Annotated in this window: 18 protein-coding genes; 8 read left to right on the top strand and 10 right to left on the bottom strand. The window is 73.1% G+C overall.

Translation table 11 applies throughout. The annotated features are described in order from the left end of the window. Positions 1 to 287 precede the first annotated feature (287 nt). The gene (locus tag IE287_RS04320) at positions 288 to 1319 is read left to right on the top strand and encodes an AfsR/SARP family transcriptional regulator (protein WP_189847520.1); all 1032 of its coding nucleotides are present in this window, start codon (positions 288 to 290) and stop codon (positions 1317 to 1319) included. Positions 1320 to 1476: 157 nt separating this feature from the next. Further along, complete coding sequence (locus IE287_RS04325; RefSeq protein ID WP_189847521.1) at positions 1477 to 3540, top strand: helix-turn-helix domain-containing protein; 2064 nt, start codon at positions 1477 to 1479, stop codon at positions 3538 to 3540. Positions 3541 to 3733: 193 nt separating this feature from the next. Here the strand turns inward: IE287_RS04325 and IE287_RS04330 are convergent, their stop codons facing one another. From IE287_RS04330 to IE287_RS04345, 4 genes are all read right to left on the bottom strand, one after another. Next, positions 3734 to 4948 (bottom strand): IS701 family transposase, encoded by a 1215-nt coding sequence (locus IE287_RS04330; RefSeq protein WP_189847758.1) that lies wholly within the window; start codon positions 4946 to 4948, stop codon positions 3734 to 3736. A gap of 499 nt (positions 4949 to 5447) precedes the next feature. Continuing rightward, the gene (gene pucL / locus IE287_RS04335; RefSeq protein WP_189847522.1) at positions 5448 to 6368 is read right to left on the bottom strand and encodes a factor-independent urate hydroxylase; all 921 of its coding nucleotides are present in this window, start codon (positions 6366 to 6368) and stop codon (positions 5448 to 5450) included. Positions 6369 to 6613: 245 nt separating this feature from the next. Beyond that, positions 6614 to 7786 carry a winged helix DNA-binding domain-containing protein gene (locus IE287_RS04340; protein ID WP_189847523.1) on the bottom strand — a complete coding sequence of 391 codons (1173 nt, stop codon included), beginning with the start codon at positions 7784 to 7786 and terminating at the stop codon, positions 6614 to 6616. Between the two features lie 39 nt (positions 7787 to 7825). Next, positions 7826 to 9040 (bottom strand): saccharopine dehydrogenase family protein, encoded by a 1215-nt coding sequence (locus IE287_RS04345; protein ID WP_189847524.1) that lies wholly within the window; start codon positions 9038 to 9040, stop codon positions 7826 to 7828. A gap of 127 nt (positions 9041 to 9167) precedes the next feature. On the opposite strand from IE287_RS04345, the gene IE287_RS04350 reads away from it, so the two are divergent. Next, positions 9168 to 9956 carry a TetR/AcrR family transcriptional regulator gene (locus IE287_RS04350; protein WP_189847525.1) on the top strand — a complete coding sequence of 263 codons (789 nt, stop codon included), beginning with the start codon at positions 9168 to 9170 and terminating at the stop codon, positions 9954 to 9956. A gap of 73 nt (positions 9957 to 10029) precedes the next feature. On the opposite strand, the gene IE287_RS04355 is transcribed toward IE287_RS04350, so the two are convergent. Continuing rightward, positions 10030 to 12045, bottom strand: coding sequence for a heavy metal translocating P-type ATPase (locus IE287_RS04355; protein WP_189847526.1), 2016 nt, complete (start codon positions 12043 to 12045; stop codon positions 10030 to 10032). Between the two features lie 94 nt (positions 12046 to 12139). On the opposite strand from IE287_RS04355, the gene IE287_RS04360 reads away from it, so the two are divergent. The 4 genes from IE287_RS04360 (at position 12140) to IE287_RS04370 (ending at position 14799) form a co-directional block, all read left to right on the top strand. Then, positions 12140 to 12523, top strand: a complete 384-nt coding sequence (locus tag IE287_RS04360; protein ID WP_189847527.1) for an ArsR/SmtB family transcription factor — start codon at positions 12140 to 12142, stop codon at positions 12521 to 12523. 283 nt (positions 12524 to 12806) lie between these two features. Then, positions 12807 to 13946: an ABC transporter substrate-binding protein gene (locus IE287_RS04365; protein ID WP_189847528.1), complete on the top strand. Its 1140-nt coding sequence runs from the start codon at positions 12807 to 12809 to the stop codon at positions 13944 to 13946. 189 nt (positions 13947 to 14135) lie between these two features. After that, positions 14136 to 14363 (top strand): hypothetical protein, encoded by a 228-nt coding sequence (locus tag IE287_RS38305; protein WP_229883270.1) that lies wholly within the window; start codon positions 14136 to 14138, stop codon positions 14361 to 14363. A 91-nt stretch (positions 14364 to 14454) separates the two neighbouring features. After that, positions 14455 to 14799 carry a hypothetical protein gene (locus tag IE287_RS04370; RefSeq protein ID WP_229883271.1) on the top strand — a complete coding sequence of 115 codons (345 nt, stop codon included), beginning with the start codon at positions 14455 to 14457 and terminating at the stop codon, positions 14797 to 14799. A 97-nt stretch (positions 14800 to 14896) separates the two neighbouring features. On the opposite strand, the gene IE287_RS04375 is transcribed toward IE287_RS04370, so the two are convergent. Continuing rightward, positions 14897 to 15724: an oxidoreductase gene (locus IE287_RS04375; protein ID WP_189847529.1), complete on the bottom strand. Its 828-nt coding sequence runs from the start codon at positions 15722 to 15724 to the stop codon at positions 14897 to 14899. A 148-nt stretch (positions 15725 to 15872) separates the two neighbouring features. Between IE287_RS04375 and IE287_RS04380 the strand changes: the two genes are divergently transcribed. After that, positions 15873 to 16283: a MerR family transcriptional regulator gene (locus IE287_RS04380; protein ID WP_189847530.1), complete on the top strand. Its 411-nt coding sequence runs from the start codon at positions 15873 to 15875 to the stop codon at positions 16281 to 16283. A gap of 90 nt (positions 16284 to 16373) precedes the next feature. On the opposite strand, the gene IE287_RS04385 is transcribed toward IE287_RS04380, so the two are convergent. The 4 genes from IE287_RS04385 to IE287_RS04400 all read right to left on the bottom strand — a co-directional run bounded on the left by IE287_RS04385 (position 16374) and on the right by IE287_RS04400 (position 21781). After that, complete coding sequence (locus IE287_RS04385; RefSeq protein WP_189847531.1) at positions 16374 to 18272, bottom strand: TerD family protein; 1899 nt, start codon at positions 18270 to 18272, stop codon at positions 16374 to 16376. Positions 18273 to 18993: 721 nt separating this feature from the next. Then, on the bottom strand, positions 18994 to 19356 hold the full coding sequence (locus IE287_RS04390; RefSeq protein ID WP_189847532.1) for a DUF6009 family protein: 363 nt from the start codon (positions 19354 to 19356) through the stop codon (positions 18994 to 18996). 927 nt (positions 19357 to 20283) lie between these two features. Then, positions 20284 to 20793: a hypothetical protein gene (locus tag IE287_RS04395; RefSeq protein ID WP_189847533.1), complete on the bottom strand. Its 510-nt coding sequence runs from the start codon at positions 20791 to 20793 to the stop codon at positions 20284 to 20286. Then, positions 20777 to 21781 carry a hypothetical protein gene (locus tag IE287_RS04400; RefSeq protein ID WP_189847534.1) on the bottom strand — a complete coding sequence of 335 codons (1005 nt, stop codon included), beginning with the start codon at positions 21779 to 21781 and terminating at the stop codon, positions 20777 to 20779. The genes IE287_RS04395 and IE287_RS04400 overlap by 17 nt, the downstream gene beginning before the upstream one ends. Between the last annotated feature and the right edge of the window lie 301 nt (positions 21782 to 22082).

Genomic DNA, 22082 nt, shown 5'->3' on the forward strand with positions numbered 1-22082 from the left:
TCGGGTCTTCTTGGACCCCCGGATGGCGCGATCTCGTCGAAGATCACCCCCTTCGCATCCGCAGGGACCCTTCAAAACCAAACTACCGAGTCCGAAACATGCTGTCGGTGCGCACGCACTTCCGGCCCCTGGCGAGAAGCCGCCGTCCTTATATCCCTGCAAAGGGGGTGAATCACCCCGATTTCAGGGATCCGGATTCCATACCTTCCGGTTTCTTATTGACATGACCAGGGGGGTCTTTTTTTAATCAAGCGAGGATCCGCGTGCGCAGACACCGAGGGGGCAGAGTGGACGTCCACGTCCTGGGGGGACTGACGGTCCGTGAGGGCGGGGTGTCGATCACCCCGACCGCGGCCGCGCCGCGCCAGGTCCTCGCCCTGCTCGCCGCCTTCGCCGGCCAGGTCGTCCCCGTCACCGTCCTCACCGAGGAGCTCTGGCCCTCCGGCGCCCCGCGCGGCGCCCGCACCGAACTCGCGACCCACATAGCCGAGCTGCGCGCCCTCATCGCCCGCGCCCTGCACGAGTCCGAGGACGGCGAGGCCACGGGCGGCTGGACCGAGCGGCGCACCGCCGACGCGGTGCTCGTCTCGCTCCCCGGCGGCTACCGGCTCGACACCGGCGTCGGCGTCCACGACATCGGCCAGTTCGAGCGCGCGGCCGGCGCCGGCTACCGCGCCATGGACACCGGCGACCTGGGCCGCGCCTCGCTCCGGCTCGGCGAGGCCCTCGCCCTCTGGCGCGGCGAGCCCTACGCGGGCGTCGCCGCCGGTCCCTGCCTGCGCCGCGAGATCGAGCGCCTGGAGACGGCCCGCCTCAGCGTCCTCGACCAGTGGGTCGAGGCCCAGCTCGGCCTCGGCCGGCACGAGGAGATCCTCTCCGAGCTCCCCGGCCTCGCCGCCCGCTACGCCACCAACGAACCGCTCCAGGCCCACCTCATGGTCGCCCTGCTCCGCTGCGGCCGCCACGAGGAGGCCCTCGCCGTCTACGAGCGGCTCCGCACCGTCCTCCAGCGGGAGAGCGGCATGGAGCCCTCCGCCCGGCTCCGCCGCCTCCAGCACTCGGTCCTCGCCGTCCGCCACACGCGCGTGGGCGCCGGAAGCGGCGCGTCCCGCGCGGGCGGCTCCGCCGGCCTCTTCGGCGCCGCGCCCGGATACGCCCCCGGTGCCGCGGGCTCCGCGCGGGGCGAAGGGGCGCCGACCGTCACCTGGTACGGTTCCGCCCTGCCGCGCGTCCCCGCCCAGCCCCAGCCCGGCCGCACCGACGCCGCCGCGGGCGGCGCCGCCGTCGGGGCCGCGACGGGCGTGGCCATGGCGGTCTGACGCTCCGTCGGTTCCGCCCGTCGGGGGATCCGGCACCCCGGGGAATGAAGTGCCGCACGTCACCGTTGACCCGCTCCCGAGACCGAATTAGTTTCGGCCGCCAGGACGGGTTTCCTCCGAGGTGCCCGATTTAAGCTCGACGACGGGGGTGGGGGCCATGGAGACGCACGGCGCGGACGGGGGCGCGGGCGCCGACGCGCTCCTCGCGGTCCTGGAGCTGCTCGCCGGCCAGGGCGCCCCCGGCCAGTTCGCGGCCCTCCTCGACGAGGCCCGCCTCGCCGGACTCGACGAGGCCGGACTGGTCCGCCTGGAGCGGGCCGTCGACCTCGCCCGCTCCCTCCACGGCGAGCGCGCCGAGGGCCGGGCCCGCGCCGACCGCAGCGGCGCCTCCCTCGCCGTACTCACCGACACCGCCCGCGACCTGACGCTCAGCTACGACCTCGACGGCCTGCTCCGGATCGTCACCCGCCGCGCCCGCCGCCTCCTCGGCCTCGACATGGCCTACGTGACCCTGCGCGGCCCCCAGGGCGCCTGCTACATCCGCGTCACCGAGGGCTCCCGCACCGGCGGCGACACCGGCGACACCACCGGCCCCGGACTCAGCGTCGGGCTGCGGATCGGCAACGGCAACTGCCTCGGCGGCATCGTCCAGCGCACCGGCGAGCCCGTCTGGACCCCCGACTACCCCGCCGACGAGCGGTTCGCGAGCGGCGAGGCGCCCGATCCGGCCGTCGCCCTCGACGGCGCCGAGGTCGTCGACCCCGGCGACGAGGCGGTCCGCGCCGAAGGACTCCGCGCCATCGTCGCCGTGCCGCTGCGCAGCGGCGACTCCGTCATCGGCGCCCTCTTCGGCGCCGACCGCCGCGTCCGCGAGCACACCCCGCAGGAGGTCGCCCTGCTCGGCGCCCTCGCCGACCTGGCCGCGCTCGCCGTCGAGAAGGCCGGGCTCCTCGACCGCACCCGCGCCGAACTCCTCGAACTGGAACGGGACAGCGCCCGCGTGCGCACCAGCCTCGCCCGGATGCGGCACGTCAGCGAGGCACACGGCCGGATCATGAACCTGGTCCTCGCCGGCGGCGACCTCCCGCACGTCGCCAAGGCCGCGGGCGACGCCCTCGACGCCACCGTGATGGTCCGCGACCCCGGCGGCCGCCGCCTCGCCGTCAGCGGCGACTTCCCCGGCCTCGACGAGGACGCCGTCGCCAAGGCCTCCCTCGACGCCCACGCGCTGCGCCGGCCCGTCCCCGCCGCCGACGCCGTCTGGGTCGCCCCCGTCATCGCCGGCTCCGAGGACCTCGGCGGCCTCGTCGTCCGCGCCGAGGGCGGCCTCACCGAGGAGGACGAGCGGCTCCTCGAACTGGTCGCCCAGTCCGTCGCCCTCCTCCTCCTCATGCAGCGCTCCACCGCCGTCGCCGAGGGCCCCGTCCGCGACGAACTCCTCGACGACCTCATCGCCGACCCGCCGCACGCCCCGCAGCAGAGCGCCCAGCGTGCCCGGCGCCTCGGCGTGGACCTGCGCAAACCGCACGTCCTCGTGGTCGCCCGGCCGGAGGGCGGCGAGCAGGGCCGGGCCGTGGTCTGGGCGTCCTCGTACGCGTACCGCCTCGCCGGCCTCAAGACCGTGCAGGGCGGCTGCATCGTGCTGCTGCTCCCCGGCGTGGACGCCTCCGCGGCGGCCGCCGCCGTCTCCGAGGAGCTCACCCCGCTCCTCGGCCACCCGGTCTCGGTCGCCGCCGCGGGCCCCGGCGGCAGTCCCGACGCCGTCGGGCCGCTCTACGCGGAGGCGCTGCGCTGCCTGGACGCGATGAGCGCCCTCGGCGGTACGGGCTCCGCGGCCGCCGTCACCGACCTCGGCTTCCTCGGCATGCTGCTCTCCGACGACCACGACGTGGACGGCTTCGTGGAGAACGCGATCGGCCCCGTCCTCGACTACGACGCCGAACGGCTCACCGACCTGACCCGCACCCTGGAGGCGTACTTCGCCTCCGGCGCCAGCCCCACCAACGCGGCCGAGGCCCTGCACGTCCACCCCAACACGGTCTCCCGCCGCCTGGAGCGCATCGGCGAACTCCTCGGCCCCGCATGGCAGAAGCCCGGCCAGGTCCTGGAGGTCCAGCTCGCCCTGCGGCTCCAGCGCACCCGCGAGGTGCTCGCCCGCCGCCGGGCCGCCACCGCCCCGGCCCGCCCCCCGGCGGGCCCGGCGGCGGGCCCGGCGGAGTGAGGCACCCCGGACACGGACCGCAAGACCCCGGCCCCGCGCGCGTGCGGGGGTGATCGCGCCGGTCCTCGCGCCGCTCGTCAGGACCCCGGGCCCCGCGCGTGCGGACGGACACCCCGCCCCGGTGGTCCGTCGGGGCGGGCTCGGGGGACGGCCGGCCGCGACCCGGCCGTGGCGGGGGAGGCCCGCGGCCGGGTCAGCCGGCCGCGCGGCGGGCGCCGTAGCCAGCGCCGTACCCCGTGGACTCCCACGTCGATCCGAGGACCGTCGCCGTGTGGGCCGCCGAGGCCAGTGTGATGTGTCGGTGCCAGCCCTTGTAGGAGCGGCCCACGAAGTCCCGGAGCCCCGCTTCCTCGCCGACCGCGGCGAAGTCCCGCTCCACCCGCTGGGTCAGCTTCGTCAGCCGCAGCAGCGAACCGACCGTGGCGTGGGTCAGGTCGCTGATCCACACCCGGGCCGGGCCCCGGCGCGGGTCGTCCCACTCGCCGAGCAGCATCAGCGGCCGCATCCGCTCCCCGCCCGGGGAGGGCAGCGCGACCCGGACGGCCGTCGCCAGCGAGGTCCGCGAGGTCCGCGCGCCGCCGACGGTGTCGACCCAGCTCACCGGCCTGCGCAGGCCCTTGAGGGAATCCAGTATCTGCGCCGCCGGCAGCGGGCCCGCGCCGAAGCCGGGCAGCGAGCGGTCCGCGATCGCCAGCCGCGAACCGGCCCCGATCCGCGCCACCACCGGCACCCCGGCCGCGGCGAGCCGCGTCAGCGCCGCCCGGCCCGCCCCGCCCCGGATGTCGAGGAGCACCGGCTTGCGGGTGACGTCGGTCCAGCGGGCGGTGTCGAGGGCGGCCGCGACGGCGCACTCCTCCATCGTCTCCTCGCCCGCCTCGTCGGGCACCTCCGCCCGGTCGCGCCGGGTGCGGTCCTTCACCCACGGGTCGGGCAGGAACAGCCGCCAGTTGACCGGCGCGCTGAGCTCCTCGCCGGCGAACCACACGCCGAAGGCCTGCTGCCCCTGGAAGACCTGCCCGCGCTCCGGGTCGAAGCGGCGGTCCACGCCCACCGAGTGCTCGCCCGCCTTCGGGATCGGCATCGGCCGCACCACCCACGCCTGCGGGTGCCCGCCGCGCTCCAGGAACCGCCCGAGCGCGGCCCGCATGGGCTGCCAGTCCCAGGTGGAGCTGGAGATGAAGTGGTGCAGGCTCTGCTCGGCGGCCGGGCCGCCGATCTGCGCGGCGATGTTCCGGATCGACTTGCGGCCCTGCGCGGTCAGCAGCCCGTGCAGGTACTGCTCCGCCTTCAGGCGCTGGTCGCGGCGGGCGAAGCCGGAGAAGAGCGCGGAGGTCAGCTCGGTGTAGACGTCGTCGCCGGGACGCGGGGCCGCGGGCCGGGGGACGGCCCGGACGCGGGGCCGCGGCACGGTGAGCGGGGCGGCCGCGGAGGCGGTCCCGTACTTGATTGCGACGGATGTACTCACGACACTCCTGCCCGTCCTGCCCGAGGGTTGCGCAGCCGGCTTCCGCTGCCCCTCCACCGTCGCCCGGGCACCCCCTTCCCGACGAGGTGGACCCGGCACCCGAATCGGCCGCCGGATGGTGGCCGGACCACCGCCCCACCCCTGACCTGCGTCTCCCCGCCCCTGACCTGCGCTTCGATCGCGTCAGGACGGGCGCCGCGGGGCCCCGGGACGGGCCCCCGGGCTCCCGCGCACACCCGCGGAGGGTCCGGTGGGTGGTCGGGCCACACCGCTTTCCGGACCACCCGCCGAGGAGCTGACAGACTCGCGGGACCCGCTTTGACCCGTCGCGCTCCGTCGCCGGACCATCGCAGAGCGAGGCGACACGGGCGCCCGGTTAATGCCCCAGGCCGGAACCGCGCCCGTGCGCCTCGCTCCGGCACGCCCCGTCAGGCGGCGCCGGTCAGGCGGTGATCCAGTCCGAGGTGGCGATCACCGGCTGGACGCCGTCGCGGTGGACGGTGCCCTCGATGAGGCCGTACATGCGGTCCGCCGCGAAGTACACCTCGTTGTCGTTCTTCAGGCCGAAGGGCTCCAGGTCCACCAGGAAGTGGTGCTTGTTCGGCAGGTTGAGCCGCACCTCGTTGACGGTCGGCACGTGGTCCAGGACCCGGCAGGCCATCGCGTGCAGGGTCTGCTGGAGCGAGTAGCTGTACGTCTCCGCGAAGGCCTCCAGCATGTGCCGGCGGGCCTTCCGGTAGGAGCCGTCCCAGTCGTGCTCCGGGTCCGCCGCCGCCGTGGCCGAGTTCGCCCAGCGGGCGGTGACCTTGGTGGCCAGGATCCGGTCGTACGCCTCCTGGAGCGTCGTGTACTCGTCCTTGATGAAGCCGTGGAACTCGGAGTTGGTCGAGTTCATCACGGTCAGCTCCTTCAGGCCGGACAGCACCTGGAGACCGGTGGTCTCGCTGTACGTGACCTGCGCGGTGCGCACCTCCTGGCCCTGGCGGACGAAGGAGTGCTGCTCCTTGCGGGTCGGCACCGGGATGCGCTCCCAGGCGAACTCCTCGACGCGGATCTGCGCCTCGCGGATCACCGGCTGGGAGGTCACGAAGTGCTTCGCGAGGAGGATCGCGAACGCCTCGGGGGAGGTGACGCCGTGCTCCTTGGCGAAGGCGTAGACCGTGTTCTTGGTGGTGTCGGTCGGCAGGCAGTTGCCGTTGTCGCCGGTCAGGTGGACGTCGCGGTACTCGCCGCGCAGCGCCACCGACACGTTCAGGTCGCGGATCTCGTGCCAGGCGCCGTCCTCGCCGCCCCTGCGGGCGATCCTGACGATGCGGTTCTCGGCCTTGCCGTACTGGTTCTGGGCCAGAACGTGCTTGCTCATGCAGCTCACTCCTGCGGGTACGCGGATACGGATATCCCGTACGCCCGGCGTCCAGCGCGCCCGCGTCCCGCGGTGCCGCGCTCCCCGCCGTCCGGCCCGTGAACGGCGGACCGCCCCGGGACTGACGAGCATCCCGGTCCGTAGGTTGTGGCTCGAAGATAAGTGGCTTCCAAGTGGCTGGCAATGGGGGAGGCGCGCGGCGCCCGCCCGGCCGCCGGCCCCCGCCCCCGGCCGCCGGCCCGCGATCAGCAGGGCAGCACCCGGGTCTCGGCCGCGGGCAGCCCCTTCGCCCACCAGTGGTCGTACCGTCCGTACACGCGCGGGTCGCGGTCGGCCAGCATCCCGCCCAACGAGGCCGCCTCGGAGGCGAGTCCGTCCCAGTCGCCGGCCGTCAGCGGGTGGAAGGCGGCCGCCTCGATCCCGCCCGCGACCGGCCGCCAGGCCCCGGCCACGTACCCGTCGACCAGCAGCGTGGGCAGCACGTCGCCGTTGATCCGTATGACGTGCCGGCGGTACGCGGGCGGCAGGATCCGGCTCCGGTCCGCGTACGCGAGCAGCGTGCTGTCCCACATCGCCATCAGGCGCGGCGGGGCCGGCGCGTCCCCGTCCGGGCGGACCGCCCCCGGCAGGTCGTACAGGACCGTGCCGTCCGGGCCCGCCAGGAGCTCGGCCGCGCCGTCCCGGACGAGCGCGTCGAGCGCGGCGCGGGCCCGCCCGCGCGGCACCAGGCCGAACTGGCCCAGGTCCGCCGCCGACGCCGGGCCGAACCCCGCCAGATAGCGGCGGGCCAGCACCTCCAGGCCCTCGGCCGCCGCCTCCGGCGCGGTCCGGGCGGGCGCGGGACCCGCGGCGACGAAGCCGGGGGAGGAGGTGTACTGCCACGGCGGGCCGCTCGGCACGTGCCACAGCGGTGCGTACTGCCGCAGCAGCCGCCCGGCCGCCGGGGTGAGGCTCCCGCCGCCCCACGCCTCCTCGGCCCGCGCCCGCAGCTCGTCGCCGCCGCGGGGCCGGTCCGCGTACGCCAGGAGATCCGGCAGCAGCGCGTCCGCGTCGTCCGGCGTGATGCCGGTGCCGGTGAACCTCCGGTCGCGCAGCCGGCTCCCGCGCAGCGTCGGCTCCACCGCCTCCCGGAACGGCCGGTAGTCGTCGGCGTGGACGAGGTGCAGGGTGATCCGCATCAGGGTCGAGCGGACCAGGCGGAACCCCTCGACGGCCGCGTCCAGACCGGCCGGGTCGAAGTCCGCCACCCGGTTCCACAGCGCCACGTACGGCGACCCCGGCTGCTGCGCCTGGAGCGCCACCACCCGCCGCACCGCCTCCTCGACGCCGACCGGCTCCCGGGCCAGCAGCAACTGGCGGGCGAGGGTGGCCCGGTTGAGGGCGCGGGCGGTGGGGGCGGGCGGCGCGGTCGCGGTCATGGCCCCGATGGTGACACGTGCGCCCCGCCCGGCTCCGGCCTACTGCTCGCGCAGCCCCCAGGGGGACCCGTACGCGGTGAGGAGGTCCAGGAAGGGGCGCGGGTCCAGGGCCTCCGCGCCCAGGACGCCCGCGCCGGTCCAGGCGCCGGTGGCGAGCAGTTCGAGGGCGACGACCGGGTTGACGGCGGTCTGCCAGACGACGGCCTGGGAGCCGTACTCGCGCATCGACCACTCGTTGTCGACGACGTGGTACAGGTACACCTCGCGCGGCGCCCCGTCCTTCGTGCCCCTCACCCAGGTGCCCGCGCAGGTCTTGCCGCGCATCCGGTCGCCGAGCGTGGCCGGGTCGGGCAGGCAGGCCGCGACGACGTCCCGCGGGGAGACCCGCGTCCCGTCCGGCAGCGTCACCGGCTCCGTGCGGTCGAGGCCGACCCGGTGCAGCTCCTTCAGGGTCCGGATGAACTCCTCGCCGAGGCCGTACTTGAAGGTCACCCGGCGGGCGTCGACCCAGCGGGGGATCAGCAGCACCTCCTCGTGCTCCACGTTCACGCACTCCACCGGGCCGATGCCCTCGGGGAAGTCGAAGACCTCGGGCTCGCTGAACGGCGGCGTGGTGAACCAGCCGCGGTCCTTCTCCCAGACCACCGGCGGGTTCAGGCACTCCTCGATCGTGGTCCAGATGGAGAACGAGGGCGCGAAGTCGTAGCCGTCGACGGTGAGGTTCGCGCCGTCGCGGACCCCGATCTCCTCGATGGTGTCGAAGAGTTCCTCGGCGGCGTAGCGGGCGAAGACGTCCGAGAGGCCCGGCTCCACCCCGAGGCCGACGAGCGCCAGCCGCCCCGCCTTCTCCCACTCCGCCGCCCGCTCGAACTGGGCGTCGCCCAGCTTCACCCCGCACTCCTCGTAGGGGCGTTCCGGGTGCGGACGGGACAGCGACATCGCCATGTCCAGGTAGTGCGCCCCGGCCGCGAGGGCCGCCTCGAAGAGCGGCAGGACGAACCGCGGGTCGGTCGCGTTCAGCAGGACGTCGCAGCGCTCGCGCTCCAGGAGGGCGGTCACCGCCGCCCCGTCCGAGGCGTCGATCCGGGCGGCGGCGAACCGGCCGCCGGCCGCGTCGCCGAGCGCGGCGACGGCCGCCTGCGCGCGGGACAGGTCGTAGTCGGCCACCACCATGTGGCCGAGGAAGGGGCGGCGGGCGGCGATGCGGGTGATGGCGGTCCCCACACCACCGGCACCGACGAGCAGGACGCGCATATCGACAAACCACCTCTCATCGTGATGAAGAAGACATATCCCGGGAGTGCGTCCATGAAAGCGGTCCGTCCCGACATGGGTCAACGGCGTTGGCATAACCTGGGAACGCGAGGAAAAAGGGGTTCTTATGCCTAAGAAAGTGGTACCGGAGGCGGAAAGGCGCCGTCGAAAGCCTGCCAAGGCGGGAGGGGTGGTCCTCTCGGAGCGGCTCTACATCGAGACCGCCCTGCGCATGCTCCAGGAGCACGGCCGGGACGGGCTGACCGTGCGCCGGCTCGGCGCCGCCCTCGGCGCCGACCCCAGCAGCCTCTACCGCTACTTCCGGGGCACCGACGACCTCCTCCTCGCCGTCGGCGACGAACTCGCGGGCCGCGCCCTGCGCGGCTGGACCCCCACCCGCGACTGGCGGCAGGACCTGCGCGAGCTCGGGCTGCGCATCCACGCGGCCTACCTGGCCCACCCGCAGGCCGCGATCCTCACCGCCAGCCGGGTCAGCGGCCGCTCCCACGAGATCGCCGCCGACGAGGCGGTCCTCGGCGTCCTGCGGACCGCCGGCCTCCCCGACGCCGAGGCCGCCCGCGTCTACCACGCCTTCGTCGACCAGGCCCTCGCCTTCGCCGCGCTCGACGCGGCGGCCCTCGCCCTCCCGCACACCGCCCGCGCCGCCGACGAGGCCGTCTGGCAGGCCACGTACGCCCGCCTCCCCGCCGCCACCCACCCCCACATCGCCGCCACCGCCCCCCGCCTGGTCGCCCGCATGAACACCAGCGCCTATCCGACGGCCCTGGAGATGCTCCTGGACAGCGCGGCGGCGACGCTGGCACGGGTGCGGGCGGAGGGGGGTGTGGTCCCGGGCGGGGGCGAAGGCGGGGGCGAGGGCGGGGGCGCGGCTTCCTGCTCCGGCTGCTCCGGCTGATCCGGCCAGGTCCGGCCAGGTCCGGAGGCGTGGACCGGAGGCGCGGACCTGAGGCGCGGACCGGAGGCGCGGTCTAGAGGCGCGGCCAGGCGGTCGTCCGCAGGAGGCGGAGGCCGTTGAGGCCGACGAGGACCGTGGAGCCCTCGTGCCCGGCGACGCCCAGGGGGAGCGGCAGGGTGCCGATCAGGTCCCAGGCGACCAGCACGGCGATGAAGACGCCCGCGATCGCCAGGTTCTGGACGACCAGCCGGCGTGCGGCGCGTGAGAGGGCGACGACCGCGGGGACCGCGGCCAGTTCGTCGCGTACGACGACCGCGTCGGCCGTCTCCAGGGCGAGGTCGGAACCGGCCCGCCCCATCGCGACCCCGCAGTGGGCGGCGGCCAGTGCCGGGGCGTCGTTGACGCCGTCGCCGACGACCAGCACCCGCCGTCCCTCCGCCTCCCACGCCCGCACGGCGGCCACCTTCTCCTCCGGCAGCAGACCGGCGCGCACGTCGGTGATGCCGACCCGCTCGGCCACGTGCCGCGCGGCGCGTTCGTTGTCCCCGGTCAGCAGGGTCGGGGCGCGGCCGGTCAGCCGGGTCAGCGCGGCGACGGTCGCGGCGGCGTCGGGCCGCAGCCGGTCGGCGACGCCGAGGACGCCCACCGGCTCCCCGTCGCGCAGGACCGCCACCGCCGTCCGGCCCGACTCCTCCAGCTCCCGCACCACGTCGGCGTGGGCGCCGGACGGCAGCAGGCGCGCGGGCGAGCCGGCCTCGATCCGCCGGCCGTCGACCGTGGCGGTGACGCCCCGCCCGGGGGCGGCGGCGAAGGCCTCCGCGGCGACCGGGGCGAGACCGCGCTCCCGGGCGGCGTCGACGACGGCGCGGGCCAGCGGGTGCTCGCTGGGGTGCTCGGCCGAGGCCGCGAGGCGGAGCAGGGCGTCGGCGTCCAGGCCGCTGCCGGGCAGCGGGCGGACGTCGGTGAGGCGCGGGGTGCCCTCGGTGAGGGTGCCGGTCTTGTCGAGGGCGACGGCGTCGACCTGCCCGAGCCGCTCCATGACCACGGCGGACTTGGCGAGGACGCCGTGCCGGCCGGCGTTGGCGATGGCGGACAGCAGCGGCGGCATGGTGGAGAGGACCACCGCGCAGGGCGAGGCGACGATCATGAAGGTCATGGCCCGCAGCAGGGCCGAGGCGAGGTCGTCGCCGAAGGCGAGGGGGACGCCGAAGACGGCGAGCGTCGCCGCCACCATGGAGACCGAGTACCGCTGCTCCACCTTCTCGATGAACAGCTGGGTGGGGGCCTTGGTCCGCGACGCCTCCTCCACCATCCGCATGATCCGCGCGATGACGGAGTCCGACGGGTCGCGCCCGACCCGGACGCGCAGGGCGCCGGTGCCGTTGACGGTCCCGGCGAACACCTCGTCGCCCGTCTCCTTGGCCACGGGCAGCGGTTCGCCGGTGATGGTGGCCTGGTCGACCTCGCTCGTCCCGCCGACGACCCGCCCGTCCGCGCCGATCCGCTCCCCGGGGCGGACGAGGACGGTGTCACCGACCGCGAGGAGGCCCGCCTCCACGGTCTCCTCGGCGCCGTCGGCGAGCAGCCGGGTCGCGGTGGCCGGTGCGAGGTCGAGGAGCCCGCGCACCGAGTCCGCGGTCCGCGCGGTCGCGACCGCCTCCAGGGCGCCGGAGGTCGCGAAGATGACGATGAGCAGCGCCCCGTCGAGGACCTGGCCGATCGCGGCGGCGCCGAGCGCCGCGACGACCATCAGCAGGTCCACGTCGAGCGTCCGGCCGCGGAGCGCCTTCAGGCCCTCCCAGCCGGGCTCCCACCCGCCGGTGGCGTAGGCGGCGGCGAAGAGCGCGCCCCACAGCCAGGCGGGTCCGCCGAGCAGGTACGCGGGGAGGGCGAGCAGGAACAGCCCGAGCGCGGCCAGCGCCCACCGCACCTCGGCGAGGGCGAGGGCGGGGGTGCGGGTTCGGGTGCGGGTTCCCGTACGGGGACGGTCGTGGGGGGACGCGGGGGTCGTGCGGGCCCCGGTGCCGGGGGCGGTGCCGGGCGGCTCGGGTCGCTCGCTCCGCTCGTGCTGGTTCAGGGAGGAGGGCATGGCGGGGCGACCCTTCGCGGGCAGGCGGCATCGGCCCCTTCACCATAGCGGAACACATGAACACCTATTCATGTGTCATCCGTATGATGGCCCCATGGGTCACGGAATCGACGCCGCCACCGGTGCCACCCCGCGCGAGCGGCTCGACGCCGTCGGCACCGCCGACGTCGCCGCCACCCTCCAGGCCCTCGCCACCCCCTCCCGCCTGTACATCCTCGCCAGGCTCCAGGAAGGCCCCTGCTCGGTCGGCGACCTCGCCGAGGCCGTCGGCATGGAACCCTCCGCCTGCTCCCACCAGTTGCGCCTGCTGCGCAACCTCGGCCTGGTCACCGGCGAGCGCCACGGCCGCTCGATCGTCTACGCGCTCTACGACAACCACGTCGCCGAACTCCTCGACCAGGCCCTCTACCACGTGGAACACCTCCGCCTGGGGGTGCGCGACACCGGCGCCGAGTCGGGGGCGCGCCCCTCCTCCTGAGGGGGCGGGGCCCGGTGGGACGCGGGCGGCTGACGGGACACGGGGCCTGACGGGCGTGCGGGGGCCGGAGGGCTCGCGGGGTCCGGCGGGTGTGCTGGTTCGGAGGGCTCGCGGGGGCCGGAAGGCTCGCGGGGTCCGGGCGGGTGTGCGGAGGGCGGCGCGCCGAGGGGCGGCGGGCCGAGGGGCGGCGGGCCGAGGGGCGGCGCGCCGAGGAGCCGGGCGTCCGGTCGCGTACGAAGAATGGGATGGAACCGTACGAACCACCCCACGGGAGCCCCCGCCCATGAGCACCGCCCCCACCTCCCCCGTCCGGATCGGCGCCCTCGCCCCGCTGACGCGCCCCGGCTGGACGGAGGCCGGCCGGCATCTGCTGGCCGGCCTCGAACTGGCCGTCGGGGAGGCCAACGCCGGCGGCGGGATCGCCGGAAGGCCGCTCGAACTCCTCGTCAGGGACACCGCCGCCGACCCGCGCCGAGCGGAGGCGGCCGTGGAGGAACTGGCCGGCCTCGGAGTCGCCGCCCTGGCGGGGGAGTACCACAGCGTCGCCGCGCGCGCCGCCGCCGCCCGGGCCGACGCGCTCGGTCTGCCCTTCCTCTGCTCCTCCGCGGTCCTCGACGCGCTCACCGAGCGGCCGAGCGACCGGGTCGCCCGGCTGGCCCCGGCGCAGTCCCACGGCTGGCGCGTCTACGCCGACTTCCTCCTCGCCGAGGGCCACTCCCGCATCGCGGTCGCCACCGAGCCGGGCGTCTACTGGGCGGCCGGCACCCGCATCCTCCGCGACCACCTGGCCCCGCGCGGCGGCACCGTCACGGAGCTCGACGCGCGGGCCCTGTCCGCCCGGGAACTCGCCGGCGAACTGGCCGCCGACGGCGCGACCGCCCTCCTCCTGCTGACCGGCTTCCCGGACCCGGCGGTTCCGCTCGTCAGGGCGGTCCGCCGGGACCCGCGCCTGGCCGGACTCCTCGTCGGCGCCCCCGCCGGCCAGCCGGAGTTCCCCGCGTGGGAGGCCCTCCTGAGGGGCGACGGCACCGGCATCCCCTTCCTCCGCTACCTCCCCGAACGCCCCACCCCCCTGGGCGCGCGGGTGGAGGCGACGCTCCGCGCCCGCCTGGCCGCGCCCCCCTCCTTCGTGGCCCTGGAGGGCTACGACACGATCGCCGTCCTCGCCGAGGCCCTCCGCGCCCACGGCACGGACCGGGACGCCGTCGCCGCCTCCTGGCCCCGGGTGACCGTGCGGGGCACCCGCGGCGAGATCCGCTTCACCCGCCCCGGCGACGCCCCCGTCCGCCAGTGGGCCTGGTCCCCCGTCCAGGTCGCCGACCGCGACCCCGCCGCACCGGCCCGCTTCCGCACCCTCCACGCCCTCCCCGGCGACCCCACCCTCCCCGCCCTCCCCGGGGCGGCGCCCACGGTCCGGAACTGAGCCACGCGCGCGTGCCCCGGCACCGGGCCGGGGACCTCCTGGCAGAATCCGGCCGCCCGTTCGAGGGTGGTGATCGGCGACCACGAAGGCGACCTCCGTACCGCCTGACGGGGCATGGCGCCCCCGCGGCGGATGGGGAAGGATGCGCGGGAGGCGACAGACTGCGGAACACACCGGGGTGGGGCGGCCATGGTCCGGACGGAACCGACGCACACGGACGCGCACACGGACGCGCACACGCACGCGCACGCGGCCACGAACGCGCACGCGGACGCGCATACGACCGGGAAGGCGACCGGTGAGGCAACCGGGAAGGCGAACGGGAACGCCGGCCCGGAGGCGCGCGACCTCTGGGCGGCGGAGGCGTACGCCGTCCTCACGACCGTCGCGCGGACCTACCACGCCGTGATCACGTAACAAGGAGCTCGGCGAGCAGATCCAGAGCGGGACGGGGCTCCGGACCAAGGTCCTGCTGCACCAATGGATCGGCCCGATCCTGGGACGGGTCGTGCGCGAGGCGCACCGCAGGGGCGACCCGCCGCTGACGGCGCTGGTCGTCCACACCGACGACGGCAAGGTCGGGAGCGGCTACGAAGAAGTCCTCGCCCTCGCCGGACTGCCGCCGGTCGAGGGCGAGACGGAGCGCGAACTCCACGCGGCCGAGTCACGCCTCGCGTGCTACCGCCACTTCGGCGCGGCCCTCCCGGCCGGCGGCGGAGTGCCCGCGCTCGCCCCCCGGGCGGCCGCCGCCCGGGCCCGCCGACGGCAGGACCACCCGGAGCGCCCTCCGCGGATCTGCGACCGCTGCCACGTCCAGCTCCCCGCGACGGGCCTCTGCGACTCCTGCGCCTGAACCACCGGACGCCCCCTCCCGCGTGGCTCCCTTCGCCCCGCCGCGTGACTCCCCTTCGCGACAGGCCCCTTGCGGGGCGTGCCCCGGCCGTCCGGCCTCAGAGCGCGGTGGACAGCGCCACGTGCCGCCACTGCTCCAGCTCGCGCCGTACGAGCTCCAGCTTCGCCTCGACCCGCTCGACCGCGTCCGCGCCGAGCTGCAGGCGCAGCGGCGGCTCGGCGGCCTCCGTGAGGTCGACGACGGCCTTCGCCGCCTTCGCGGGGTCGCCCGGCTGACGGCCGTCGAATCCGGCCAGTGCCTCGCGCACCGGACCGGTGGCGACGGCGTAGTCGGCGACGGTGGCCGGTTCGACCCGCAGGCTCGGACCGCTGAGGAAGTCGGTGCGGAAACCGCCCGGCTCCACGATCGTGACGCGCACACCGAGCGGGGCCAGCTCTCCGTGCAGCGCCTCCGATATGCCCTCCAGGGCGAACTTCGAGGCGCCGTACAGACCCACCGCCGGCGCGGTGGCGAAGCCCCCCACGGAGCCGATGTTCAGGACGTGCCCGGAACGCTGGGCGCGCAAGGTCGGCAGGGTCGCCCGCAGGGTGTTGAGCACGCCGAAGACGTTCACGTCGAACAGGGCCCGGACGGCGCGGTCGGAGGTCTCCTCGACCGCGCCCACGAGCCCGTGACCGGCGTTGTTGACCACGACGTCGATCCGGCCGAACCGTGCCAGGCCGGCCTCCACCGCGGCCGCCGGCTGCTCCGGCTCGGTCACGTCCGCGTCCACGGCGAGCAGCCCCTCCGGCACGCGCGGGTAGGCCCGCAGCACCGCCGAGGCGTCCCGCGCCGTGGCGATCACGCCGTGCCCCCGCTCCAGCGCCTCCCGGGTGATCTCCGCACCGAGCCCCCGCGAAGCCCCCGTGACGAACCACACGCTCATGTTCTCCCCGATCCACACGCCCGAAGCCCAGGCCGCGCGACCCCGGGTCTCCGAAGCCCCGCGGCCTGATGGACCGACGGCCCACACCCCGAAGCTAGAACCTAGAGTCGGGTCTAGATCAACAGCCGTACGGGGGAGGAGCGCGGGCATGGACCTGAGCATCGGCGAAGTGGCGCGGCGCAGCGGACTGAGCGTGCACGCGCTCCGCTTCTACGAGCGGGAGGGCCTGTTCGCCAACCCGGTGCGCCGCCTCTCGAACGGCCGCCGGGTCTACCACGAGGAAGACCTGGAGTGGCTGGCGATCTGCACCAGGCTGCGCTCCTCCGGCATGCCGCTGGCGATGATCCGCGAGTACATCGACCTCGCCCGCCAGGGCCCCGGCAACGAACGCGAACGCCTGGAGATCCTCCGCCGGCACCAGCGCCACGTCGAGGCGCGGATCCGCGAGCTCCAGGACACCCTGGACGTGATGAGCCACAAGGTGCGCGTCTACGAGGACCACCTGGCCCGGGGCGAAGCCGACCGCCTCTGGAACCCCTCCCACCCCGACCCCGCCTGAAACGGGCGGCACAAGCCCCCCGGACAGGCGGGGGAGGAGGAACGGGCAACGGGGAACGGACGACGGACAACGGGCAACGAGGCGGGGGTACTACTCCACGTCGACCCCGTATCCGCGCACGAGGGTCTCCAGGCCGTGGTCGTAGCCCTGGCCGACGGCACGGAAGCGCCACAGCGGCCCCCGGCGGTAGATCTCGGCGAGGAGCAGGGTGCGTTCGCTGGTGGCCGCGTCCAGCGTGGCCTGGGCCGCGGCCGGAGCGTCGACGCCCGGTGCGAGGGTGATCTGGACCGCGCCGACGTCGCCGAAGGTGGCGGCACCGTCGACGGCGGCGGCGATCGCGATCCTGCGGGCGGCGGGAGGCAGCGCCGCGAGGTCGACGGCGATGGTCTGCTCGGTCGGGCCGTCGCAGAGGAGACGGACGGCTCCGTCGGGGCTCTCCGGCGCGCTGTAGAAGACGAAGTCCCCGTCGCAGGAGACCTGCTCGTCCTCGTCGAGGACGAAGGCGACGACGTCGATCTCGCAGTTCGTCTGCTGCGCCCAGGAGGCACTCGCGTACCAGCGGCCGGCGGGGGGAAGCGCGGGGAGGTCGACGACCCCGCCGCGCGGCAGGACGTCGGTCGTCGCCCTGTCCCGGGCGGGCACGCCGGCGGGCTCGGGGGCCGGGGTTCCGAGCCAGTCGTGCGCGTGGACCGGGAGCTCCAGCGCGGCGATGCGGGCCATGCGGCGGTCGCGCTCGCCCCCGGGGAAGAGGACGACGTCGGTGACGCTCGCCGAGAGGTTGATCGCGGCGGCCCCGCCCAGTTCGACGACCCTGGCCCGGGCGGCGGCCGCCTCCTCGTGGGTGCCGCCCAGCACCAGGACCCGCCGCCGTCCGAACGGCTTGGCGGAGCGAGCGCCGGGGGACGGTGCGGCCGGGGACGGCGCGGAGCCCGAAGCCGCGGCGGGGGACGGCGGGACGGGGGAGGGCGCGATGGGCGAGGCCGCGACGGGCGAGGGCGCCGCCTCCGCGGCGGGCGCGGCGGGCGCGGCGGGAGTGGCGGCGGCCGGCCCCTTCCCCGCTGCCCGAACCTCGTGCGGCGTCCCGGGACGGACCTCTCCCAACAGCTCGAGGAACGTGTGCTCGTCGATGACGGTGACGCCTTCGGCGAGCGCGCGCCGCGCCTTCGCCGAGCCCGAGGCCGCGTCGTCGGTGACGAGAGCGCTGGTGTGCCGGCTCACCGACGACATGATGTTGAGGCCGGCGGCGACGGACCGGGCCACCAGCTCGGCCCGGGAGGTCGCCGTCTCGCCGGTGATGGCGATCTTCATGCCCTGGACGAGCGGCCCGCCGGGCGCCAGACGGCCCGGGTTCCGGTAGGCGCACGGGGCCTTCGGCGGATTCGGCGCGAACCGCGGATCCTGCCGGGGAGGGCAGGGCACCAGCGGCAGCGGGACGTCCAGTCGTGCGGCTTCGGCCAGGGAGGGCCGGAAGATCCCGGCGAGGACGCGCGTGTCGTCCAGCGCGTCATGGGCCTTGGTCTGCGGCACGCCGTAGTGGGCGGCCAGCGACGCCAGGCTGAGGTCGGCGGCGGGCGGATCCACGCGCCGGTTCAGCGCCAGGGTGCACAGCCGCTGTGCGACGGGGAGAGGGAGCCGGGCGCGGGCGAACTCGTGGGCCAGGAAGTCGTAGTCGAACTGCGCGTTGTGGGCCACCATGACGCGGTCCTGCAACAGCGCCCCGATCCGCCCGGCCACCTGCGCGAAGGTCGGGGCGCCGCTCAGCCGCTCGGCGGTCAGGCCGTGGATGTGCACGGGGCCGGGGTCGCAGCCCGGGTTCAGCAGGGTGGAGTACTCGCCGGTCTGGGTCCCGTCCGGTCCGAAGGTCAGCACCGCGATCGAGAGGATCCGGTCGCGCCGGGCGATCAGGCCGGACGTCTCGACGTCGACCAGGGCCCAGTCGTACGCGTAGTCGGGCAGGTGTGACACGTCGAGCGAGGCGGCGGGAGGCATGACGGTAAGGATGATCCGGGCGAGATCGCGACTTCAACCCGAATGCCGATTTGTCCCCTTCGCTCACGACACCGCCGCGCGGCGCCACTCCTCGAAGGCGCCGTACGGCCTGGCGCCGTCGGGGATCCGAGGAGCCCCCGCCGACGTCCCGACCACCCGGGCAACGGCCGTTCCGGCATGAACCGGGTGTTCGGGCCGGGACCGCCGGCCGGCGACCGGACGCGGTGGCGCCCCGGGGAGAAAACCCGCGAGCCGGCCCGGAAACGCCCTTCCCCGCACCTGTCCCGATGACCGAAAACCCCCCGAACAGCAAAAAGACCCTCCCGAAGGAGGGTCTCCGCCTGTGCGCCCCCGGCAGGACTCGAACCTGCGGCCAAGTGCTTAGAAGGGACTGGGGCACAACAGCGACCTTAGGCTGCTGACCAGGTACTTCGATCCCCTCTAGCGTGCTCTCTCGGAACCTTCCCCGCGTATCCACCGGAGGGCCTGGTTCCGAGCGCTGATAGAGCATGTTCCATCTACTTTCTGAAATATCGCGACTCAAGCGACTCATCGCGTCTCAGTGCAGGTCAGAGGGGGTTCCAATGAGACGAGTACTGCGACTCATCGCGTCTCAGATCGCGACTCAGCCTGCAACGCCGAAGAGACCACCGCGTGCGGCGGTGGTCTCTTCTCCAGTGCATCGACAGCCGTCATCGTGGTGGCCGGCCTCGGTGCCCGCTCAGTTGGGCAGAGGACCGCCCCAAGCTCGCTCGGTCAGCTCGCCCAAGACTCCCGGTGCGACCGTCCGCGGGTCGACGGCCTCACTGGGCGCGGACGTCTTGTACGTACCTTCTGGCTGCTCGGATCGGTCGTAGTCCTTCACCCAGAACACCCGGCGGACGAACCTGCCAGTGTCTCCGCTCGGGGCATCCGACCTGAGCACGGAGTAGCCCACCCTCCTACCTGTCCCGTTCCACCCCACAGGCTTCTGCCGGGTCGTGGACAAACGCACCACGGTCTGGCGGACGTAGTCGAAGTCACCCACGTCTTCGGTCCAGACGATCCGTTCCTCGTGCTCCAAAGCCGCACGATCCTTCAGCAAGGCTCCTCCTGAGCTCGATGCAGTTGCCCCGCCGGCGAGCCTCCCCAGGCCCTGCATGCTGCATGCCTGAGACATCAGCCCGATGCCCTCATGAGGTCGCAAGAGGCCACCCGCTTCTTGTTGCGTAGTAAGTGGCGCGCCTCCCTAACTGGCCTCGGGCTCCTGCTGCTGATCCAGGTCGCAGCGACCGAGGACTGGTGGCTGCTGGCGGATGTTGGTGTCCCTGGGCCGCCCTCGGACGGCTCAGGGACACCAACTATCCACTTCGCGTAAGCCTCCCCGCCAGCAGCAGCCCTCAGCGGATAGGCACGAACCACCCTGCTGGAACGCACTGTCTTGCCTATGCTGGCCGATCGGCTACCACCGCTTTAAGAGTTCGATCGAACCGACCGCGCATAGCCAACGGCCGAGGGCTCCTCTACCGCTGGAAACCATCTTCGGCCACGCGCGTCCTAGCCTGTTGATGTCAGCCGTGGATGTCAGTCAGTGGTCACCACCAAGACCACTTCTTGTTCCGAAGCTCCTGCTTCTTTGCCGCGGCTTCCTTCTTCTTGCGGTCCGCCTGTGCCCGAGCGGTCCACTCTCCTTGATGCCTCCAACACTGACCGCTGCCCAGGTCAGCCGGCCGCTTACACCGGCCTCCCCTCTTCGTCGGAGCCCCGCACCTCGGCTGGGTCACCGTCTCTCCTCTCCCTTCCGGGAACCCGTATGGACTCTGGCAGAATTCAGTCCATGCGGCGGCCAAGGAAGGCGCACAGGGGTGCACAGTGAGGCACACGGCTCCAGAGGGGGCGCGTTCTGGCCCCATTTCCGCAGGTCAGAGCCCTTCTTTGGGTCGGGTCTCGTCGCCCCGGCCGCGTATAGACCACGCTGCCTATCGAAAATGAAGTGGCGCGTGCGCCAAGACTTGGCGCGATCAGGTGAGTTCTACGTCTGAATGTTCAGCGAGCTCAGGAAAGCAGACCTGATGCGTCGAACGATCATCAGGAGGGTGAGAGAGAAGTGCGCAAGAAAGATCATGAGCACGCCGCTTAGCCACCTGTTCACTTTTTCCATCCCCATCCCGGAAGCTACGCCAAGGATTCCAGAACACAGGAGAGCTAGAAGTAGGGCGTATGTGACGTTCGCCTGGAGTTGTTTTGCGAGTTTGAGTCTCGTGTTGTCATCGCCGAGGCCGCCGGCTTGTGCAGCTTTTGATGCGATGTCGAACAGCAAGACGAGAAGATTGAAGAGCAAGCCCGCCAGGATCGCAAAAGCGGCAAGGATATTTCCGACCCCGGAAATCTTCCAGGAAAGCCACACGCTGAGAGCTCCGAGCGCTAGTGGAGTCCCGTAGAAGAACGCGACCTGTTTCCACAAGATTCGGTTGTCGCGGTGACTGCGGAGAGTCTTGAGGTGATCCTTTACGATGGGAATGACATCAATCATGCTGCTCATTTGGAGCCTCCAGTCGATAGAGCTCCCAGAGTTCCGGCCAGGCGAACTCTCGGCGCATTACAGCGGCACTGATGCCCATGTTCTCTGCAACCTCTTCTGCGAACTCCTTTGCCTTCGCGTAGACCCAGTCGTCCGTAATTGTCGTCTGATTATCCTTCTGAAGCTCACTGTCGAGGTCGTAGAGCATTGCAGGTGTTGTACCAGAGGACACTGACAACGTCCTGGTCGAGTTGGCGATCTTGACCTCGATCTTCATCTCCTCGTACTCAAGGCCGCGCCACTCCAGCATGCTGCCGACATCGGCTTCGCCGCTGATAACCTTCTGAATCTTTCGCTTACCGAATGATCCGAGCCGTGGAGGCTTCAGGACGAACTCAATAGAGCCCAGGTTCTTTTCTGTTTCCCCCATTCCAAGCGCGTCGGCTACATCGTCAGGAATCGCCTGGCGCACAAGACGAATCTTCTTCAGATCCCCTCTTTCGAGATAGATCCCGAAGGCGGCTTCTGATGTCATGTTGTTGAGTTCGAGCGTATAGCCGGAGTATTTCTGATTAAATGCCTTCCGGAAAGCCTCCGAGAGGGTTGCGATTACTCCATTACCCTGCAGGCGCTCCGTGAACAGCAGGCCAGTTGTGGAGCCATGGGGAATAATCAAGTAGTTTCGAAGATCTGTCAGGTCAACGTGATCTTCTTCCTTCTGGAAGACGACCTGCCCGGTTGACCTTTCACGGATCCTTGACTGAGTCCCGAAAGATCCGGAGCCGAGCTTGAAGCGGAGCGATCGACTTTCATGCCTGATGGTGTGAGCCTCCAGGGATCGCTCCGTCCTCTGAACCTCGAATGGCCTTTCTTGGAGGCTGAGGAGAAATCCGTAGAACTCTTTAAGGAGGTCACCTCCGGCGTTGTCGAAGTTATCGAGGTGAAGGTAGTCATTTTCGCGGCTCTTGCGGATTCGGACCGCATAGCTTGCAAGTGTGTACTTTGCCAATTGGCACCTCCTTGGTTGAATGGTCGATCATCCCATAACTAGTGCTACGAGGAAGGCTGTTGGTCACAACTGAGACGTGGCTGAAAGCTGACCAGGGCCTTAATCCCCCCGCACTCCCATCCCGTCTGCCGTCGACTCACACACCGTGGAGCAGGCCCGATGCCGTGTCTGCTCGGCTCTGCCTGGGTCGACGGCAGACGGGATGGGAGTTCCCCACCGCTACATCCCACCGGCCGGCACCCGCCCGCGGGCCCCTCCCATCCCGGAGCCTGAGCGCCCCCGCCGGAGGCATGTCGGTGAC

This window comes from Streptomyces omiyaensis (assembly GCF_014650895.1).
GTDB classification, from domain to species: domain Bacteria; phylum Actinomycetota; class Actinomycetes; order Streptomycetales; family Streptomycetaceae; genus Streptomyces; species Streptomyces omiyaensis.

Bases quoted from the DNA above. Each gene is read 5' to 3' on its own strand.
- IE287_RS04375 (WP_189847529.1), bottom strand. From the start codon at position 15,724: ATGAGCGTGTGGTTCGTCACGGGGGCTTCGCGGGGGCTCGGTGCGGAG.
- IE287_RS04380 (WP_189847530.1), top strand. From the start codon at position 15,873: ATGGACCTGAGCATCGGCGAAGTGGCGCGGCGCAGCGGACTGAGCGTG.
- IE287_RS04355 (WP_189847526.1), bottom strand. From the start codon at position 12,045: ATGCCCTCCTCCCTGAACCAGCACGAGCGGAGCGAGCGACCCGAGCCG.
- IE287_RS04340 (WP_189847523.1), bottom strand. From the start codon at position 7,786: ATGACCGCGACCGCGCCGCCCGCCCCCACCGCCCGCGCCCTCAACCGG.
- IE287_RS04395 (WP_189847533.1), bottom strand. From the start codon at position 20,793: ATGAGCAGCATGATTGATGTCATTCCCATCGTAAAGGATCACCTCAAG.
- IE287_RS04385 (WP_189847531.1), bottom strand. From the start codon at position 18,272: ATGCCTCCCGCCGCCTCGCTCGACGTGTCACACCTGCCCGACTACGCG.
- pucL (WP_189847522.1), bottom strand. From the start codon at position 6,368: ATGAGCAAGCACGTTCTGGCCCAGAACCAGTACGGCAAGGCCGAGAAC.
- IE287_RS04360 (WP_189847527.1), top strand. From the start codon at position 12,140: ATGGGTCACGGAATCGACGCCGCCACCGGTGCCACCCCGCGCGAGCGG.
- IE287_RS04345 (WP_189847524.1), bottom strand. From the start codon at position 9,040: ATGCGCGTCCTGCTCGTCGGTGCCGGTGGTGTGGGGACCGCCATCACC.
- IE287_RS04325 (WP_189847521.1), top strand. From the start codon at position 1,477: ATGGAGACGCACGGCGCGGACGGGGGCGCGGGCGCCGACGCGCTCCTC.
- IE287_RS38305 (WP_229883270.1), top strand. From the start codon at position 14,136: ATGGTCCGGACGGAACCGACGCACACGGACGCGCACACGGACGCGCAC.
- IE287_RS04365 (WP_189847528.1), top strand. From the start codon at position 12,807: ATGAGCACCGCCCCCACCTCCCCCGTCCGGATCGGCGCCCTCGCCCCG.
- IE287_RS04350 (WP_189847525.1), top strand. From the start codon at position 9,168: ATGCCTAAGAAAGTGGTACCGGAGGCGGAAAGGCGCCGTCGAAAGCCT.